This is a genomic window from Streptomyces sp. NPDC045899 (assembly GCF_056431485.1).
Map to the genome: position 1 here is coordinate 97,493 of NZ_JBWKKP010000005.1, position 19,990 is coordinate 117,482.

The following is a 19,990-nucleotide window of genomic DNA, read 5'->3' on the forward strand; positions in this document are numbered from 1 at the left end:
CGGTCATCCGTCGCCCCGGCAGTCCCGGGCGATCCGGCGCAGCGCGTCCGCGAAGTCCGCGGCCACCGCCGCCACCGTCGACCGTTCGTGCACGGCGGGGTGGTAGTACCAGGTGAAGCCCAGCCGGCCGTCCTGCACCGCGCCCACCACCTCCAGCAGATGGGATCCGCCCTGGCCCGGGGCGTGGTCCTGGCCGAAGGAGCCGTGTTCGGCGTGGAACAGACCGCCCTGGGCCTGCGAGGAGCGGGCGTCCCACTGGCCCAGGTAGTTGAAGACGATCTGTGGCCCCGGGCCGGTGCCGGTCAGCCGCTCCCGGACCTGTGGTGTGCCGAAGGTGCGCAGTGCCCCGTAGCCGAAGCCGTTGCCGGGTACCGTCCGCAACTGCCGCCGCACCGACTTGACCAGTCCGCGCCAGTCGGTCGCGGCGAGGTCGCCGCCCTCGCCCCCTCCGGGCACCTCGAAGGAGACCGGGTACATCGTGGTGAACCAGCCGACCGTACGGGAGAGATCGGCGCCCTCGACGACGTCCTCCCGGCCGTGGCCCTCGAGTTCGACGGTCACCCGGCCCTGTCCCGTCCAGCGCGCGAGCGCCAGCGCGAGCGCGGCCAGCAGGACGTCGTTGATCCGGGTGCGGTAGGCGGTGGGGGCCGAACGCAACAGCGCCTCGGTGTCCGTCTCACCGACCTCGACCGGCACCGTGTCCTTCTCCGCGCCCGGGATGCCGGCGGTGTGGTCGACGGGCAGCGGCCGGGCCCCCAGCGCGGCGGCCCAGTGGTCGGCCTCGTGGTCCAGGCCACCGTCGGCGACATGGGCGGCGAGCCCGGTGGCCCAGTCGCGGAACGAGGTCGTCTTCGGGCCGAGGTCCACCGGTTCGCCCCGGAGGGCCTGCTGGTACGCGGTGTCCAGGTCGTCCAGCACGATCCGCCAGGACACCCCGTCGATCACCAGGTGATGGGCGGCCAGGAAGAGGAAGGGACGCCGGGTGTCCCCGCGCCGGAACAACGCCGCCTTCAGCAGCGGTCCCCGGTCCAGCGCGAAGCCCGCGTGCAGCGCGTCCGCCGCCTCCTCCATCGCCGCGTCGGCCTCCGCCGGTGGCAGTGCGGACAGATCGTGCCGGATCAGCACGGTGGCGGTGGGGTCGGCCCCCGGGTTCTCCTGCCGCCACTCCTCCCCGTCCCGCACGAAGCGCATCCGCAGCGCGTCATGGTGCGTCAGCAGGGCCGTGAGGGCCCGCTCCAGCGCGGACTCGTCCGGATCCTGGTGCAGTTCCAGCAGCGCGGACTGGTTGAAGTGATGTGGCTGGACGGTGTGGGTGGTGAAGAACCAGTCCTGGATCGGGGTGAGCGGAAGGGATCCGGTGACCGGCCCGGACCGCTCCCGGGCCCGCTCGGCCGTCACCACCTCCGCCAGCGCCGCCACCGTCTGATGGGTGAACAGGTCCTTGGTGGACATGTGCAGACCGGACTGCCGGGCCCGCGAGACCACCTGGATGGAGAGGATGGAGTCCCCGCCCAGGTCGAAGAAGTTGTCGTGGGCGCCGACCCGTTCAAGACCCAGGACGTCCGCCCAGATCGCCGCGATCCGGCTCTCCAGGGGAGTGCGCGGCGCGATGTGTCCGGCGCCGGAGGAGGCCGGCGCCGGATCGGGGTCCGGCAGCGCCCGCCGGTCCACCTTGCCGTTCGGGGTGAGCGGCAGGGCGTCCAGGGTGGCGTACGCCGAGGGCACCAGGTGGTCGGGCAGGATCCGGCCCAGGAAGTCACGCAGGGACGCGGCGGTGGGGGTGGCGCCCGGCTCCGGGACCACATAGCCGACCAGCCGCTTCTGCCCCGATGGAGGTTCCGCGGCGGCGGAGGTGTCCCGGACCGCCACGACCGCCTCGCGCACCTCGGGGCTGCGCCGCAACGCGGCCTCCACCTCTCCGGGTTCGATTCGGAACCCGCGCACCTTGACCTGGTCGTCCGCCCGGCCGAGGAACCGCAGGGTTCCGTCCGCCTCCCAGCGCACCACATCTCCGGTGCGGTACATCCGCCCGCCCGCGGGGCCGAACGGATCGGCGGTGAACCGCGCGGCGGTCAGCCCCGCCCGGCCCAGATAGCCGCGCGCCAGTCCGGGGCCCGCCACGTACAGCTCCCCGGCCACTCCGACCGGCACCGGGCGCAGCGCCTCGTCCAGGACGTAGGCACGGCTGCCGGGGATCGGACGGCCGATCGGGGGCGCCGGGGAACCGGCGGTCAGCGGCCCGGACCAGGTGCTCACCACCGTGGCCTCGGTCGGGCCGTAGGAGTTGACCATCCGGCGGCCGGGCGCCCAGCGGTCGACCAGCGCGGCCGTGCACGCGTCACCACCGACGATCAGGGTGCGCAGATGCGGCAGGTCCGTCTCCGGAACGGTGGCCAGGGCCGCCGGGGGGATCAGGGCGTGGGTGATCCGCTGGTCCCGGAGGACCCCGGCCAGCCGGTCGCCCAGCAGCGGGCCCTCGTCCGCGACCACCAGGGTGGCCCCGCCGGTCAGCGCGGCGCACAGCTCCAGGACGGAGGCGTCGAAGCTGGGCGAGGCGAACTGGAGCACCCGGTCCCCGGCGCGGACCTCGTAGTGCGCGGTGACCGCGACCGAGAAGTTCGCCAGCCCGGTGTGGCCGACCACCACGGCCTTGGGCACCCCGGTGGATCCGGAGGTGTAGATGATGTACGCCGGGTGGTCCGGTGCCGGATGCGCCGTGTCCGGCGGGTCCGCCGGACCTCCCTCGACCCAGACCGACGCCGGGTCGTCCAGTACCACCGCGGGCGCGGCGTCCCGGAGCATGAACGCCTTCCGCTCCTCGGGGTAGGCCGGGTCGACGGGCAGAAACGCACCGCCCGCCTTCACCACGGCCAGCTGGGCCACCACCATCTCCACCGACCGCGGCAGCACCAGTGCGACGAGCCGCTCCGGGCCCACGCCCCGCCCGGCCAGCCGGTGGGCCAGCCGGTTCGCGGCCGAGTCCAGCGCGGCGTAGCTGAGTTCACCCGCCGGGTGCCGGACGGCCGTGGCCTCCGGCGCCGCCGCCACCTGCCGTGCGAACAGCTCGGGCAGGGTGGCGGGCGCCACCGGCCGTCCGGTGTCGTTCCACTCCACCAGGGTGCGCCGCAGCTCCTCCGCGGTGGTCAGCGGCAGTGCGCCCACCGGCCGGTCCGGATCCTCGGCGATCCCGGTGAGCAGCGACGTCAGGGCCCCCGCCATCCGCTCGGCGGTCGAGGTGTCGAACAGATCGGTGTTGTAGCCGATCAGTCCGCGCAGCGCGCCGTCCGCCCCCTCGGCGAACTCCAGGGTGAGGTCGAAGCTGGCGGTGTGCACATCGAGCTCGACATCCTCCAGCGTCAGACCGGGCAGCTCCATCGCCGGGGCGGGGATGTTCTGGAGGACCACCATCGCCTGGAACAGCGGTGTCCGGCTGGTGTCCCGGGCCGGCTGCACCTCGTCCACCACCCGCTCGAACGGCACGCTCTGGTGCGCGAACGCGTCCAGGACCGTGCCGCGCACCTCGGTCAGGAAGTCGCCGTACCCACGCCGGGGGTCCACCGTGGACCGCAGCACCAGGGTGTTGACGAAGAACCCGATCAGCCGCTCCACCTCGGTGCGGTCCCGGCCCGAGGTCACCGTGCCCACGGCGATGTCCCGTTGCCCCGACAGCCGGGCCAGCAGGATCTGGGACGCCGCCACCAGGGTCATGAACAGGGTGGTGCCCCGGGCCCGGCCGTCGGCCTTCAGCCGTCCGGTCACGTCCACGGGCAGGCCGAACTCCACGGTGGCGCCGTTGCGGGTCTGTACCGCCGGACGGGGCCGGTCGGTGGGCAGCTCCAGCGGTGGCACTCCCGCCAACTGATGTCTCCAGTAGGCGAGTTCCTCCTCGGCGTGTGATCCGGCCAGTTCGGTGCGCTGCCAGGACGCGTAGTCCGGGTACCCGACCGGCAGCGGCGGCAGGGCGGCCGCCTCACCGTTCAGCTCCGCCCGGTACAGCTCCCGCAGATCGCTGGTGAGCACCCCGGTGGACCAGCCGTCGGTGATGATGTGGTGCAGCGTCAGGGCGAGGACATGGTCGCGGGCGTCCATCCGGATCAGCGCGATACGCAGCAGCGGACCGTGCCGCAGGTCGAACGGGCGGGCCCGCTCGTACGCCAGCAGCTCCGCCAGTTCGGACTCGCGTGCCTCGTCCGTGAGCGAGGACAGATCGGTGGGGTCGAGCCGGACCGCGGCCGGCGGGTGCACGATCTGCGTGCCCCGGCCGTCCACCGCGTCGAAGGTGGTCCGCAGCGACTCGTGCCGGGCCACCAGGGCGGTCAGCGCCCGGCCCAGCGCTCCGAGGTCGAGCTCCCCGCGCATCCGCAGCGCCAGCGGGGTGATGTACTCCGCGCTGTCCGGTTCGAAGGAGTCCAGGAACCACAGGCGCTGCTGGGGATAGGACAGCGGCAGCTCGCCGTCCCGGCGCACCGGCACGATCGGGGTGAGCCGCCGTCCGGTGCGGGCCTCGGGCGCGCCGAGGGCCGCGGCGAGCGCGGCGACGGTCGGATGCGTGAACACCATCCGGGGCGACAGCTCCCGGCCGAACGCCTCCCGCAGCCGAGAGGTGAGCCGGATGCTGAGGATCGAGTCACCGCCCAGCGCGAAGAAGTCGTCCTCGGCGCCGACCCGTTCCACTCCCAGCACCTCGGCCCAGACCTCCGCCGTCACCCGCTCCGCCGCACCGCGCGGCTCCCGTGAGGGGACACCGCCCGGGGCCGGGGCCGGGGCGGGCAGCGCACCGCGGTCCACCTTGCCGTTGCGGCTCAGCGGCAGCGCCGCGAGCGTCACCACGGCCGACGGCACCATGTAGTCGGGCAGCCGTTCCGCGGCATGGGAGCGCAGGAGTTCACCGTCCACCGCGCCGCCGTCCGCCGCCACCACATAGGCCACCAGCCGCTTCGCTCCCGGCCGGTCCTCCCGGGCCACCACCGCCGCGTCGGCCACGTCCGGGCGGTCGGTCAGGACCGCCTCGATCTCACCGGGCTCGATCCGGAAACCACGCACCTTCACCTGGTCGTCGGCGCGTCCGGCGAACTCCACCGCACCATCCGGCCGGCGCCGCGCCAGGTCCCCGGTGCGGTACATCCGCTCCCCGGGCGGCCCGTAGGGGTCGGCCACGAACGACGCGGCGGTCGTGCCGGGCCGGTCCAGATAGCCACGGGCCACGCCCTCCCCGGCCACATACAGCTCACCGACCACACCGGGGGGCACGATCCGCAGCCGTGCGTCCAGTACATGGACCCGGGTGTGGTCCAGCGGACGGCCGATCGGCACCGTCTCCGGCACCGTGTCCGCCCCGGACATCGCGAAGGACGTGGCGAACGTCGTGGTCTCCGTCGGCCCGTAGCCGTCCACCACGGTCAGCCCGGGGCACCGGGCCAGCACCCGGCGCACCGAGGCCGCGGGCACCACGTCGCCACCGGTCCACACCTCGCGCAGCCCCGCGAAACAGTCCGGCGCGTCCTGGGCCAGCAGCCGGAACAGCCCGGCGGTCAGCCACAGACCCGTCACCCCGTGCCCGGCCACCAGCGTCCGCAGCGCCCCGGCGTCCAGTTCGCCCGGCGGTGCCACGACCACCTGTCCGCCGCGCAGCAGCGGCACCCACACCTCGTAGGTGGCGGCGTCGAACGCCACCGGCGAGTGCAGCGGCACCCGCTGGTGGCCGCCGCCGTCGAATCCACGGTGGCGGGCGAGTGCCACCACGTCGCGGTGGCGTACCCCCACCGCCTTCGGCTCCCCGGTCGACCCGGAGGTGAACATCACATACGCCAGCTGGTCCCGGTGTGCCGGGGCGGACGGCGCGGCCGGATCGGCGTCACACGCCGCCGCCACCTCGGCGGCGGTCAGCGTCACCGCCGCGCCCGCGCTCTCCAGCAGCGCCCGCCGCCGCTCACCCGGGGCCCGGGTGTCCACCGGTACGTAGACCCCGCCGGCCTTGACCACCGCGAGCTGCGCGACGACCAGTTCGGCCGACCGGTCCATCAGCAGCCCGACCCGGTCCTCGGTCCGCACCCCGGACCGCACCAGCACCCCCGCCAGCCGGTCCGACCAGTCCTCCAGCGCGCGGTAGTCGAGCGTGGTGGCGCCGTCGGTGACCGCCACCGCGTCCGGGGTCAGCGCGGCCTGTGCGGCGAACGCCCCGGGGAGCGAGGTGGCGGGCGGCGGCGGGGCCGCGGTGTGCCACTGCGCCGCGGCCGCCCGGCGCTCCGGCCCGGTCAGCAGCTCCAGCGCGTCCACGGTGCCCCCGGCGCCGTCGGCGATACCGGTCAGGAGGGTCCGCAGATGGCCCGCCGCCCGCTCCGCCGTGGCCGCGTCGAACAGCGCCGGGTCGTAGGCGATGTCGAAGCCGAGCGTCTCGCCCAGATAGGCGCGCAGACACAGCGGGAAACTGGTGGAGTCCTCGGCCCGCACCTCGTGGAGGACGATCCCGGCCCCGGCCGCGGAGGACTCGTCGAAGGGGTAGTTCTCGAAGACCACCATGCTGTCGAAGAGCGCCTCACCCGGCGGCAGCGCGCTCAGTGCCTGGATCCGCGGCAGCGACACGAAGTCGAAGCGGCGGGAGTCGCTCTGGTGCTCCTGGAGCTCCCGCAGCCACGCCGCCACCTCCCGGCCGCCCTCCACCACGGCCCTGGTCGGCACCGTGTTGATGAACATGCCGACCATCGTCTCCACACCCGGCAGTTCGGCCGGACGGCCCGAGACGGTGGTGCCGAACACCACGTCGGGCACCCCGCCGTAACGGGACAGCAGAAGCGCCCACGCGCCCTGCACCACCGTGTTGACGGTCAGCCCGTGGCGGCGTGCGGTCTCCCGCAGCCGTGCGGACACCTCCCGGCTCAGCTCCAGCCGGGTCAGCTCACCGGAGTCGGCGCGGTGCGCCCCGGCCGGCTGCCGGTCGTACGGCAGCGGGGTGCGCTCGGTGAACCCCGCCAGCGCCTCCCGCCACCAGCCCTCGGCCCGCTCCTGGTCCTGTTCGCCCAGCCAGTGCAGGAAGTCCCGGAACGGACGGCGCGCGGGCGGCTGGGGCGTGCGGCCCTCGGTGAGCGCGGCGTAGCCCTCGCACACCTCGGCGAACACCTGGCCGGTGCTCCAGCCGTCCAGCATCACATGGTGCGAGGTCCACACCAGGGTGATCTCGTCGTCGGAGAGCCTGGCCAGCGCGATCCGGCTCAGCGGTGCGGCCGTCAGCTCCATCCCGGCCGCCCGGTCCTCGGCCAGCAGCCGCCGCAGCGCCGCCTCCCGCGCCGCCGGGGACAGTTCCCGCCAGTCGTGGTGCGCCACCGGCAGCACCGCCTCGCGGTACACCACCTGCACCGGGGCGGCCAGCCCCTGCCAGCGCACCGCGCTGCGCAGCACCGGCGTCCGGTCCACCACGGCCTGCCAGGCGGTGGCGAAGGCGTGCGGATCGGTGATCCCGCCGATGCGCAGCGCCATCTGGTCGACGTAGGCGCCACCACCCTCGCCGGTGTCCGTCTCCACCAGCCCGTGGAAGACCATCCCGGACTGCAGCGGCGTCAGCGGACAGATGTCCTCCACCGCGGCGCCGTCGCCCGCGAGCAGATCCACCTGGTGCTGGTCCAGTCCGGCGAGCGGGAAGTCGGACGGGGTGCGGCCGCCCGCACCGGGCGTGGCGCAGTGCTCCACGATCTCCCGCAGCGCGGCCATCACGCCGTCGGCCAGCCCCCGCACCGTCGCCTCGTCGTACATCCGGGACGGATAGGTCCAGCCCAGCTCCAGCCGGCCGTCCTGGACCGCGCCGGTGATCTCCAGCAGACAGCCGCGGGTCTCCCCGCCCGGCGTGTCCCGGCCGGTCACCGGCAGTGTCTCGCGGCAGAGGCCGGACGCGGCGCCGCGGTCGGACACCTCCCAGCGGCCGTGGTAGTTGAAGGACACCTGCGGCTCCGGACCGGCGCGCAGCGCCCCGGCCCCGGATCCCTCCGCCGCGAGCTGGCGCAGCGCGCCGTGGCCCAGACCGCGCCGGGGCACCGCCCGCAGCTGCTCCTTGACCGACCGCAGGGTGTCCCGCCAGTCCGCGTCGCCCGCCACGGTCAGCGCGAGCGGGAACTCGGCGGTGAACCAGCCGACCGTGCGCGACAGATCGATGTCGTCGAACAGGTCCTCACGGCCGTGGCCCTCCACCCCGATCAGCACGGTGTCCCCGCCGGTCCACCGGGCCAGGGTGCGGCCGAGGGCGCTGAGCAGCACATCGTTGATCCGGGTGCGGTACACCCCGGGGACATCGCGCAGCAGCGCACCGGTCTCGGCCCGCCCGAGGACGGCGGTCACCGTGGCGGCGGTCTCCTGGGTGTTGACGCCGTCCCGGTCCACCGGCAGTGCGGTGGCCGGTGTCCGCGCGGTGCGCGTCCAGTACGCCCGCTCGTCGTCGAGGCCGCCGGAGCGTACGTGTTCCGCCAGCCGGGCCGCCCACTGGGCGCAGCCACTGCCCACCGGCGGGAGTTCGGGCGTGCCACCGTCGGCCGCCTGCCGGTACGCGGTCTCCAGATCGCCCAGGAGGACGCGCCACGACACCCCGTCCACCACCAGGTGGTGGGCGGTGAGCAGCAGCTCGGGCGGCTGCTGGTGGCCGGCGGTGAACAGCAGCGCGCGCACCACCGCTCCCGCGCCGAAGTCCAGACCGGTCTGGGCCCGGACGGTGGCCTCCCGCACCGCCTCCTCCCGCGCCTCGTCACCGAGTCCGGACAGGTCGTAGCGCTGGAACACCTCGGCCGGGGCCGTGGGAAGCACCTCCTGCCGCCACTGCCCGTCGCGGACGGTGAACCGGGTGCGCAGCGCCGGATGGTGGGTCACCAGGGCGTGTACCGCGCGCCGCAGCGCGGTCACGTCGAGGTCGTCGGTGAGCCGCAGCCGGTGGGTCATGGTGAAGTGGTGCGCCTCGCCGGGCCGCCGGTGCTCCAGATACGCGTGCTGGATCGGGGTCAGCGGTGCCGGACCGGAGGGTGCCGCGGCGGCCACGGGCCCCGGAGCGGCGAGCGCGACGGTGCCGACCGCGAGTTCCGCGACCGTCTGGTGGCGGAAGATGTCCTTGGAGGTCAGCCGCAGACCGGCCTGACGGGCCCGGGAGACGATCTGGATGCTGAGGATCGAATCGCCGCCCAGCGCGAAGAAGTTGTCCGCCACGCCGACCCGGGGGACGCCCAGCACCTCGGCCCAGATCCGGGCCAGTTCGGCTTCGACCGGGGTGCGCGGCGCGGTGTACTCCCCGTCCTCGGACGGGAGCGGCGGTGCGGGCAGCGCCCGCCGGTCCGCCTTCCCGCTGTCCGAGCGCGGGATCCGCTCCAGGGTGACGAAGGCGGACGGGACCATGTAGTCGGGCAGGGTCCGCTTCAGCCAGGCGCGCAGCTCCACCGGATCGCACGGGGACCCCGGCTCCCCGGCCACCAGGTAGGCCACCAGCCGCCGGTGGCCGGTGTCCTCCCGGACCACCACCACGGTGTCCGCCACCGCCGGATGGTCGCGCAGCGCCGACTCGATCTCACCGGGCTCGATCCGGAAGCCACGGATCTTGACCTGCTCGTCGGTGCGGCCCAGGAACTCCAGCGTCCCGTCCGCGGTCCAGCGGGCCCGGTCGCCGGTGCGGTACATCCGGGTGCCGGGCGGACCGTACGGGTCCGCCACGAACCGCTCCGCGGTGAGCCCGGGGCGGCCGTGGTAGCCGCGGGCGATCTGGGCACCGGCCAGATGCAGTTCGCCCGGTGTCCCCGGTGGCACCGGCCGCAGTGCGCCGTCCAGGACATAGGCCCGCAGATTGCGCCCGGGCCGCCCGATGAGCGGCCGGTCGCCGAGCCCGGCCAGCGGTCCGTACACCGCGTCCACCGTGCACTCGGTGGGTCCGTAGAAGTTGTACGCGGCCGTCTCCGGCAGGGCGCGCAGCTCCCGCCACAGCGCCGGGTCCAGGGCCTCACCGCCCACCATCACCACGCGCGGGTGGTGATGTCCGGGGGCGAACAGCCCGGCGGCCACCAGCTCGTGGAGATAGGACGGGGTGAGGTCGAGGAAGTCCAGTTCGCGGCCGCGGATCAGCTCCACCAGCGCGGCCGGGTCGAGCCGTTCGGCATCGCCGATCAGATGCACCTCCTGCCCCAGGGCCAGCATCAGCGGGCCCTCCCAGGAGGTGTCGAAGGAGAACGCGGCGGTGAGCGCGGTACGCAGCGGCCGGCCGCCCCCGGCGGTGTGCGGCTCGACCAGTGCGGTCCGGTGGTCATGGCAGAGATTGACCAGCTGGCGGTGTTCCACGGCCACGCCCTTGGGGCGGCCGGTGGAGCCCGAGGTGTAGTTGAGGTACGCGGTGTGCTCCGGGCACAGCGGGGCCCGCCGGTCGCCGTCCACCGGATCGGTGGCGGGCAGTCCGCCGAGGGGCGCGGCGGCCAGGCTCTCCGGGGTGAGGACCACCTCCGGGCCCGCGTCCTCGAGCAGGAACCGCGACCGCTCCTCGGGCAGTTCGGGGTCCAGGTACAGATATGCCCCGCCCGCCTTGAGGACGGCGAGCAGCGCCACCAGCAGCGCGGAGGTGCGCGGCAGCCGGACCGCGACCACCGTCTCCGGGGCGACCCCGAGGCCGATCAGATGGTGGGCCAGCCGGTTGGCGCGGGCGTTGAGCTCCGCGAAGTCGCAGGCCGCGTCCTCGGCCACCAGCGCGGTGGCGTGCGGGGTCCGGGCCGACTGCTCCTCGAACAGCCGGGGGAAGGTGGTGTCCGGCACCGCGAGGGCGGTGGCGTTCCACTCCTCCAGCACCGTGTGGCGCTCATCCTCCGAGAGCAGCGGCAGTTCGCCCACCGTGCGGTCCGGGTCCTGTGCCACCGCCGCCAGCAGCAGCCGCAGCGACGCGCACATCCGCTCCACGGTCTCCGGATCGAACAGATCGGTGCTGTACTCCACGAACGCGGTGACCGTGTCCCCGTGCTCCACGAAGTCGATCCCGAGGTCGAACCCCGTGGTGCGGCCGGGCATCCGGACGGCCTCCACGGTCAGACCGGGCAGCCGCGGCACCTCTCCGCCCAGGTTGTGCAGGGCCACCATCACCTGGAACAGCGGGCTGCGGCTGGTGTCCCGCTCCGGCTGGAGCTCGTCCACGATCCGCTCGAACGGCACGTCCTGGTGGGCGAAGGCGTCCAGCACGGTGGCGCGCACCTCGGCCAGCAGCTCCGGGAACGGCCGGTCGGCGCGCACCCGGTTCCGCAGCACCAGTGTGTGCACGAACATGCCCACCAGATGTTCCAGTTCGGACCGCTCCCGGCCGGAGGTCACCGTGCCGACGGTGATGTCCTCCTGTCCCGACCAGCGGGCGAACAGCACCTGGCAGGTGGCGAGGAGGGCGGTGAACAGGGTGCCGTCCGCGCGGCGGCCGGTCTCCCGCAACCCCGCCACCAGCTCGGCGTCCAGGGCGAACTCCAGCAGCGCCCCGTTCCGGGTCTGGACCGGCGGCCTGGGGCGGTCGGTCGGCAGCTCCAGCGGGACCAGCCCCGCCAGCCGCTGCCGCCAGTGCTCCAGTTGCGCCTCCACCGGTGCGGCCCCGCCGTCCGGATCGCGCTGCCAGGCCGCGTAGTCGGCGTAACCGATGGGCAGTGCGGGCAGTGCGGCGGGCCGGCCGGCCACCGCCGCCGCGTACAGCTCGGTCAGATCGGTGCCGATGACGGCGGTGGACCAGCCGTCCGTGACGATGTGATGCATCGTCAGGGTGAGGATGTGCTCGGTGTCCGCCAGCCGGATCAGGGATGCCCGCAGCGGCGGGCCGGTGCGCAGGTCGACGGGGGTCGCGGTCTCCCGCGCCAGCAACTCCTCCAGCTCCCGCGCGCGCCCGGCCCCGTCGGTCCCGCTCAGGTCGCGCAGCGGCAGCTCCACCCGGTACGGCTCCCGCACCCGCTGCACACCGCGCCCGTCCACCTCGGCGAAGGTGGTGCGCAGCGGTTCGTGCCGGGCCACCAGCCCGTCCAGCGCGGCGCCCAGCGCGGCGGTGTCCAGCTCTCCGCGCAGCCGCAGTCCGAACGGGGTGAGGTACTCCGTGCCGTCGTCGTCGAAGGAGTCGAGGAACCACAGCCGTTGCTGGGCGAAGGACAGCGGCAGGTCCCCGCCGCGCGGAACGGCCGGGATGGCCCGCCCGGTCTCCGCCGCGGCGGGCGCGGTGAGCGCGGCGGCCAGGGCGGCCACCGTGGCATGGGTGAACAGGGCGCGCGGGGACACCTCCGTACCGAACGCGGTCCGCAGCCGCGAGGCCACCCGGATCGCCAGGATCGAATCCCCGCCCAGCGCGAAGAAGTTGTCCTCCGCGCCGACCTCGGTGACGCCCAGCACCTCGGCCAGCGCCCCGGCCACGGTCCGTTCGGCCGGGGTGCGCGGGGCGACGCGCTCCCCGCTGGTGGCGAAGCCCTCCGCGCCGGGCGCGGGCAGCGCCGCCCGGTCCAGTTTGCCGTTGACGGTCAGTGGCAGCGCGTCCAGCGGGACGTACGCGGCCGGGACCATATGCGCGGGCAGGGTGCGGCCGAGCGTCTCCCGCAGCTCGGCGGCGGACGGCCGTGCGGACTCCTCCGCCGCCACCGTGTACGCCACCAGCCGCCGCACCCCGGGCTGGTCCTCGCGCACGGTCACCACCGCGTCGGCCACGTCCGGACGGGCGGTCAGGGCCGCCTCGACCTCACCGGGCTCGATCCGGAAGCCACGGATCTTCACCTGGTGGTCGGCGCGGCCCAGGTACTCCAGGGTGCCGTCCGCGGTCCAGCGGGCCCGGTCGCCGGTGCGGTACATCCGGGTGCCGGGCGGGCCGAACGGGTCCGCGACGAAACGGGACGCGGTCAGCCCCGGGCGGCGCAGATAGCCTCGGGCCAGCCCCGCCCCGGCCACGTACAGCTCACCGGCGGCGCCAGGCGGCACCGGTTCCAGACCCTCGTCGAGCACGTACACCCGCAGATCGGGGATGCCGGTGCCGATCCCGCTGCCGGTGGCGCGGGCCGCGCCCGCCCGGTCCAGCGCGGTGTGGGTGACATGCACGGTGGTCTCGGTGATGCCGTACATATTGACCAGCACCGGCGCGGTGTCGCCGTGGCGCGCGTACCAGCCCGCCAGCCGCCGGGGCTCCAGCGCCTCACCGCCGAACACCACGGTGCGCAGGGCCAGTCCGGTGCCCGGGTGTTCCTCGTCGGCGCGCGCCAGCGCGGCGAACGCCGAGGGTGTCTGGCTGAGGACGGTGACCCGCTCCTCGGCCAGCAGCCGCAGGAACTCCTCCGGGGAGCGCGAGACGGCGTAGGGCACCACCACGAGCCGTCCGCCGTGCAGCAGCGGGCCCCAGATCTCCCACACCGAGAAGTCGAAGGCGTAGGAGTGGAACATCGTCCACACGTCGTCCGGGCCGAAGCCGAACCAGGGGTCGGTGGCGGTGAACAGCCGCACCACGTTGCGGTGCGGCACCACCACGCCCTTCGGCAGTCCGGTCGAGCCGGAGGTGTAGATGGCGTAGGCGGGGCTGTCCGGCAGCGGTCCGCACCCGGCCGGGACGGTGGCGGGACGGCCCGCCAGATCCCCGGACACCGCCGGGTCGTCCAGGCACAGCGCCGCCACCTCCCCGGCACACCGTGGCGCCAGCTCACGGGTGGTCACCACCAGCACCGGTGCGGTGTCGGCGAGCAGATGCGCGATCCGGGCGGCGGGCAGATCGGGGTCCACCGGCAGATAGGCCGCACCCGTCTTCAGCACCGCCACGATGGCCACGATCATGTCGAGCGACCGGGGGAGCGCCAGCGCCACATACCGCTCCCGTCCGGCGCCCTGGGCGGTGAGCCGGTGGGCCAGCCGTCCGGACCGCGCGTCGAGTTCGGCGTAGGACAATGTCTCCCCGGCGCAGCTGACGGCGGTGGCGCCGGGGGTGCGGGCCACCTGCTCGGCGAACGCCTCCACCACGGTCCGCTCGGGAGACGGCCACCGTGCGGTGTCCCCTCCGGCCCATGCGCCCACCAGCCGGGCGCGCTCCGCGTCGGTGGTCCACGGCAGTGCCCGCAAGGGCCGGGCCGGGTCGGCGGCCATCTGGCGGAGCAGCAGACACAGCCGGTCGGCGAGGTCGGCCGCGGTCCGCTCGTCGAACAGACCGGGGTCGTAGCCGAGGTCGAAGCCGAGCCGGTCCGACAGATGGGCCCGCAGGCTCAGCGGGAAGTTGGTGGCGTCGGTCGACCGCACCTCGGCGATCCGCAGACCCGCCTCGCGCGCCGAGGAGTCGTCGAACGGGTAGTTCTCGAAGGCCACCATGCTGTCGAAGAGCGCGGTGCCCGCCGGGAGCTCGCTCCAGCCGGTCAGCTGGGCCAGCGAGACCGCCTCGTACCGCCGTGACCCGGCCTGGGCCAACTGGAGCTCCCGCAGCCACTCCACGGTGTTGCGGGTCCCGTCCACCCGGACCCGGGTGGGCAGGGTGTTGATGAACATGCCCACCATCGCCTCCACCCCGGCCAGTTCGGCCGGGCGGCCCGAGACGGTGGTGCCGAAGACCACGTCCCGTTCACCGCTGTACCGCGACAGCAGCAGCGCCCAGGCGCCCTGCACCAGGGTGTTGACGGTGAGCCCGTGGCCCTGCGCGGTACGGCGCAGCTCGTCCGAGGCGTCCTTGCCGAGTGCCACCGCCAGGGTGGCGGAGGACCGGGCCCGGTGCGACTCCAGGGGGCCGCGGTCCCAGGGCAGCGGGGTGGGCGCGGTGAAGCCCGCGAGCAGCGCGCGCCAGTGTTCCCGCGCCTCCGCCTCGTCCTGGCCGTCCAGCCACTGGAGGTAGTCGCGGAACGGACGGCGGGAGGGCAGGACGGGACGGTCGCCCCGCGTCCCCGCGGCGTACCGCTCGCACACCTCGGTGAACACCTGCGCCAGGCTCCAGCCGTCCAGGACCAGATGGTGCGAGGTCCAGATGAGCGCCACCCGGTCATCGGTGAGCCGGGCCAGCGTCAGCCGCATCAGCGGTGGTGCGCTCAGCTCGACACCGTGCGCCAGGTCCTCGGCCCGGACCCGCTCCAGCTCCTCCTCGCGCCGCTCCCCGGACAGCGCGCGCCAGTCGATGTGGGTCACCGGGACGTCCACCCGCCGGTGGACGACCTGCACCGGCCGTTCGACGTCCTCCCACACCACACCGCCGCGCAGCACGGGGGTGCGGTCCACCGTCTCCTGCCAGGCGGCGGCGAATGCCCGCGGGTCGGCCACCCCGTCCAGGACCAGGGTGGCCTGGTCGAGGTAGACGTCCTCGGCGCCGCCGACCAGCCGGTGGAAGAGCATGCCCTCCTGGAGGGGGGTCAGTGGGTGGATGTCCTCGATCTCGCGGCCGTCCCCGGCCAGCCGGTCCACGGCCGCCTGGTCCAGCCGGGCGAGCGGGAAGTCGGAGGGGGTGCGACCGCCGGCGTCCGGCCGTCCGCAGTGCCACACGATCTCCCGCAGCGCGCCGAGCATGGCCTCGGCCAGCCGCCGCACCGTGGCGGCGTGGTGCACCTGGTCGGAGTAGAGCCAGGTCAGCTCCAGTTCGCCGTCGGCCACCAGACCGGAGACATCGAGTGCGTAGGTGGACGGCTCCCCGGCCGCGAGGTCCGGTCCCAGGCTCTCGCCGGTGAGGGTGAACCCGTCCTCGTCCCCGGAGGACTCCCACTGGCCGTGGTAGTTGAAGCACACCTCGGGCAGCGGCAGCCCGGCCAGCGCGCGGGCGGGGGAACCGTGCGTGCCGAGGTGGGCCAGCGCCTCGAAGCTCAGCCCCCGGTGGGGCAGGGCGCGCAACTGCTCCTTGACCGACTTCAGCACCGCACCCCAGTCCTGGCCGGGCAGGGTGAGCGCCACCGGGTACTGGGTGGTGAACCAGCCGACGGTACGGGACAGGTCGACCGTTTCGTCGATCTCCTCCCGGCCGTGGCCCTCCATGGCCACCAGCACCCGGTCATCGCGCGTCCAGTCGGCCAGCACCCGTCCGAGCGCGCTCATCAGCACATCGTTGACCTGGGTGCGGTACACCCCGGGCACCCGGCGCAGCAGTGCGTCGGTGGTCTCCCGGTCCAGCCGCACCCGGACGGTACGGGTGGAGCCCGCGGTCGCCCGGCCCGGGAGGTCCACCGGGAGCGGGGCGCCGCCGGTCCGGCCGACGCCCTCCCAGTACGGCAGCGCACCGTCCAGTGCGCCGGCGCGCACCTGGGCGGTGAGCCGGTGGGCCCAGCGGGTGAAGGGGGTTCCGGCCGCTTCGAGCCGTATCGGCTCCCCGGCGGCAGCCCGGCGGTAGGCGCCCTCCAGATCGCCGAGCAGGATGCGCCAGGAGACGCTGTCCACGGCGAGGTGGTGTGCGGTCAGGAACAGCCGCGGCCGGGCCCCGGCACCGCGCAGCAGCAGCGCGGCGCGCAGCAAGGAGCCGCTCTCCAGGTCGAGTTCGGCGCGGGCGGCCCCGGCCGCCGCCTCCGCGGCGGTGTGCTCCTCCTCGCCGTCCAGCGCCGACAGGTCGTGGCGGCGCAGCAGGGGGCCGGACGCGGCGCCGTCGGTCCGCTGCCACCAGGTGCCGTCGGTGGCGGTGAACCGGGTGCGCAGGGCCGGATGGTGGGCCACCACGGCGTCCAGGGCGGCGGCGAGCGCGGTCTCGTCCAGGTCGTGGGGCAGATCGGCCACCATCGACATGGTGAAGTGGCGCAGCGGACCGTGGGTGGCGAAGAACCAGTGCTGGATCGGGGTCAGCGGTGCGGGCCCGGTGTCGTCGGCGGGTTCGGTGTCCGTGGTGTCCGGCGCGCTCCGCTCGGCCACCGCGGTGGCCAGCTCGGCCACGGTCTGATGGAGGAAGACATCGCGTGAGGTGAGCCGCAGCCCGGCCTGGCGGGCCCGGGAGACGGTCTGGATGCCGAGGATCGAATCCCCGCCGAGCTCGAAGAAGTTGTCGGTGGCGCCCACCGGCCCGGCGCCGAGCACCTCGGCCCAGATCCGCGCGAGCTCCTTCTCCACCGGGGTGCGCGGCGGTACGTATCCGTGCTCCCGCCGGTCCGCCTCGGCCCGCGGGGCGGGCAGGGCCCGCCGGTCCAGTTTGCCGCTGGTGGTCAGCGGCATGGTGTCCAGCGCGGTGAAGACCGCCGGGACCATATGGCCCGGCAGGGTCCGTCCCAGGGCGGCCCGCAACTCGGCGGCGGCCGGCGGCTCCCCGCCGGGCGACGGGACGTAGTACGCGGCGAGCCGGGCGTGGCCCCGGTCGTCGGCCACGGCGACGACGGCCGCCTCGGCCACCGACGGCAGGGCGAGCAACGCGGCCTCGATCTCGCCCGGTTCGATCCGGTGGCCGCGGATCTTCACCTGGTCGTCCACCCGGCCGAGGTAGTCCAGTTCCCCGTCGGCGGTCCAGCGGGCCAGATCGCCGGTGCGGTACATCCGGCTGCCGGGCGGTCCCCAGGGGTCGGCCACGAAGCGCTCCGCGGTCAGCCCGGGGCGGCGCACATAGCCGCGTGCGAGCTGCTCACCGGAGAGATACAGCTCACCCGCCACGCCCACCGGCACCGGATGGAGCCGGGCGTCCAGCACCTGGGCGCGCAGATTGCCCAGCGGCCGCCCCACCACCGGCCGCCCGGTCCCCGTGACGCGGGCGGAGAGCGCGTCGACCGCGCATTCGGTGGGGCCGTAGAAGTTGTAGGCGGTGGTGCCGTCCACCTCGGCCAGCTCGCGCCACAGCGCCTCACCGACGGCCTCGCCGCCCAGCATCAGCACCCGCGGACGGTGGCGGGAGTCGCTGAGCAGTCCGGCCGGGAGGAGCTGGCGCAGATAGGAGGGGGTGAGATCGAGGAAGTCGACGCGGCGCTCGACGACCCGGCGGACCAGGGCGGCCGGGTCCAGCCGGGTGGCCTCGTCGATCAGGTGCAGCTCATGGCCGTCGGCCATCAGCAGCAGGCCCTCCAGGGAGGTGTCGAAGGAGAACGAGGCGGTCAGCGCGGCACGCAGCCGTCCGCCACCGGCCTCGGCCACCAGCCCATGACGGTGGTTGACCAGCAGGTTCACCATCGCCCGATGGGACACCGCCACCCCCTTGGGGCGGCCGGTCGAACCGGAGGTGTAGATGATGTACGCGGCGCCGTCCGGGTGCGGTGCGGCGGTCCGGCCGGTGTCCCGGGGACCGGTCACCGGCGCCTCGGCGGACAGCTCCCGCAGCGCGGCCTCGTCCAGCACCAGTGCCGGTTCCGCGTCGGCGACCAGGAACGCCAGCCGCTCCTCGGGGAGTTCGGGGTCGAGCGGGAGATAGACCCCGCCGGCCTTCAGCACGGCCAGGATCGCCACCACCATGTCTGCGGTGCGTGGCAGGCGCACCCCCACGACCCGCTCGGGGCCCACCCCGCGCCCGGTCAGCAGTCGGGCCAGCCGGTCGGCGGCCGCGTCCAGTTCCGCGAAGGTGTACTCCGTCTCCCCGGCGACCAGGGCGGTGGCCTCCGGGGTACGGGCCGCCTGTGTCGCGAACACCTCCGGGAACGTGGTCGGGCGGATCGCGCGGAGGGGACCGCGCCCGGCCTCGGTGACCCGGCGCCGCTCCGCGTCGGTCAGCAGCGGCACCTCCCGCAGCGGCCGCTCCGGCTCGGCCGTCACCCCGTCGAGCAGCGTCAGCAGATGGCCCGCCATCCGCTCGACGGTCGCCGTGTCGAACAGCTCGGTGCTGTACTCCAGCAGCCCCCGCAGCTCACCGCCCTCCGCCCCGTCGTCCACGAACTCGATGCTGAGGTCGAAGGTCGAGGACCGCCGGGGCACGTCCACGCCCTCCGCCGTCAGCCCGGCGGGGCGGGGTGTGCCCCGCGGGGTGCTGTGCAGCAGCACCATCACGTCGAACAGGGGGTTGCGGCCCGCCTCCCGGCGCGCCCCCACCGCCTCCACCAGCCGCTCGAAGGGGGTCTCGTCGTGTGCGAAGGCGTCCAGCACCAGGGCGCCCGCGTCATCGAGGAGTTCCTGGAACGGGCGCGCGGTGTCCACCGCCGACCGCAGTACCACCGTGTTCACGAAGAAGCCGACGGCCCGCTCCAGTTCGGTGCGGCTCCGCCCCGAGGTGACCGTGCCGATCGCGATGTCGTCCTGCCCCGACCAGCGGGCGAACAGCCCCTGGCAGACCGCCACCAGCGCGGCGAAGAGGGTGGTGCGCCGCTCGGTGGCCAGCGCCCGCAGCCGGGACGCGGTGGCCGCGGACACGGTGAAGGTGTGCACCGCGCCCGCCGAGGTGCGCACCGCGGGCCGCGGCCGGTCGGTGGGCAGCGCCAGCGGTACGGTGTCCTTCAGCCGCTCCGTCCAGTGGCCGAGCTGACGCTCCAGTGTCTCCCCGGACAGCCGGTCCCGCTGCCACACCGCGAAGTCCGGGTACTGCACCGGCACCGGCGGCAGCGGATCCTGGGCCCCGGGAGTCGCCGCGGCGCCGTACAGCGCGCACAGCTCATCGGTGAGCACCCCCATCGACCAGCCGTCGGTGATGATGTGATGGGCCGTCAGCAACAGGACGTGGGCCTCGTCGGCCACCTGGATCAGCAGCGCCCGCAGCAGCGGTCCGGTCCGCAGGTCGAACGGCCGGGAGTACTCCTCCAGCAGCAGCCGGTCCAGCTCCGCCGCGCCGTCCGCCGCACCGCCGAGGTCCGTCACCGACAGCGGCAGCGGGGCGGGTTCGGACACCACCTGTACGGGACGGCCGCCGCTCTCCTCGAACGTGGTCCGCAGCGCCTCGTGCCGGGCCACCAGACCGTCCAGCGCCCGGGAGAGCGCCGGGCGGTCCAGGACACCGGTCAGCCGCAGCGCCACCGCGCTGTTGTACCCCGCCTCGTCCGGCTGGAGGGTGTGCAGGAACCACAGGCGGGTCTGCGCGAAGGACAGCGGAAGCGGCCGGGCGCGGTCCGCGCGGGGGATCGCCTCGGCGCGTCCGGCCCTGCCCGCCAGCCGGCGCCGCAGCGCCTCCTGCAACTCCTCCGGCAGGGCGGCGGCGCGGCTCTTCCTCGAAGACGTCATC

At 74.5% G+C, this 19,990-nt stretch carries 1 protein-coding gene; it reads right to left on the minus strand.

Annotation, left to right across the window (positions count from 1 at the left end):
• Nucleotides 1-3: 3 nt before the first annotated feature.
• A complete protein-coding gene (locus tag AC07FT_RS09435) occupies nucleotides 4-19,989 on the minus strand; it encodes a non-ribosomal peptide synthase/polyketide synthase (RefSeq protein ID WP_479175351.1) in 19,986 nt (6,661 codons plus the stop codon).
• Nucleotide 19,990: the final 1 nt, after the last annotated feature.

What these genes read in the sequence shown, in the direction of transcription:
- AC07FT_RS09435 (WP_479175351.1), bottom strand. Translation starts at nt 19,989, where the DNA reads ATGACGTCTTCGAGGAAGAGCCGCGCCGCCGCCCTGCCGGAGGAGTTG.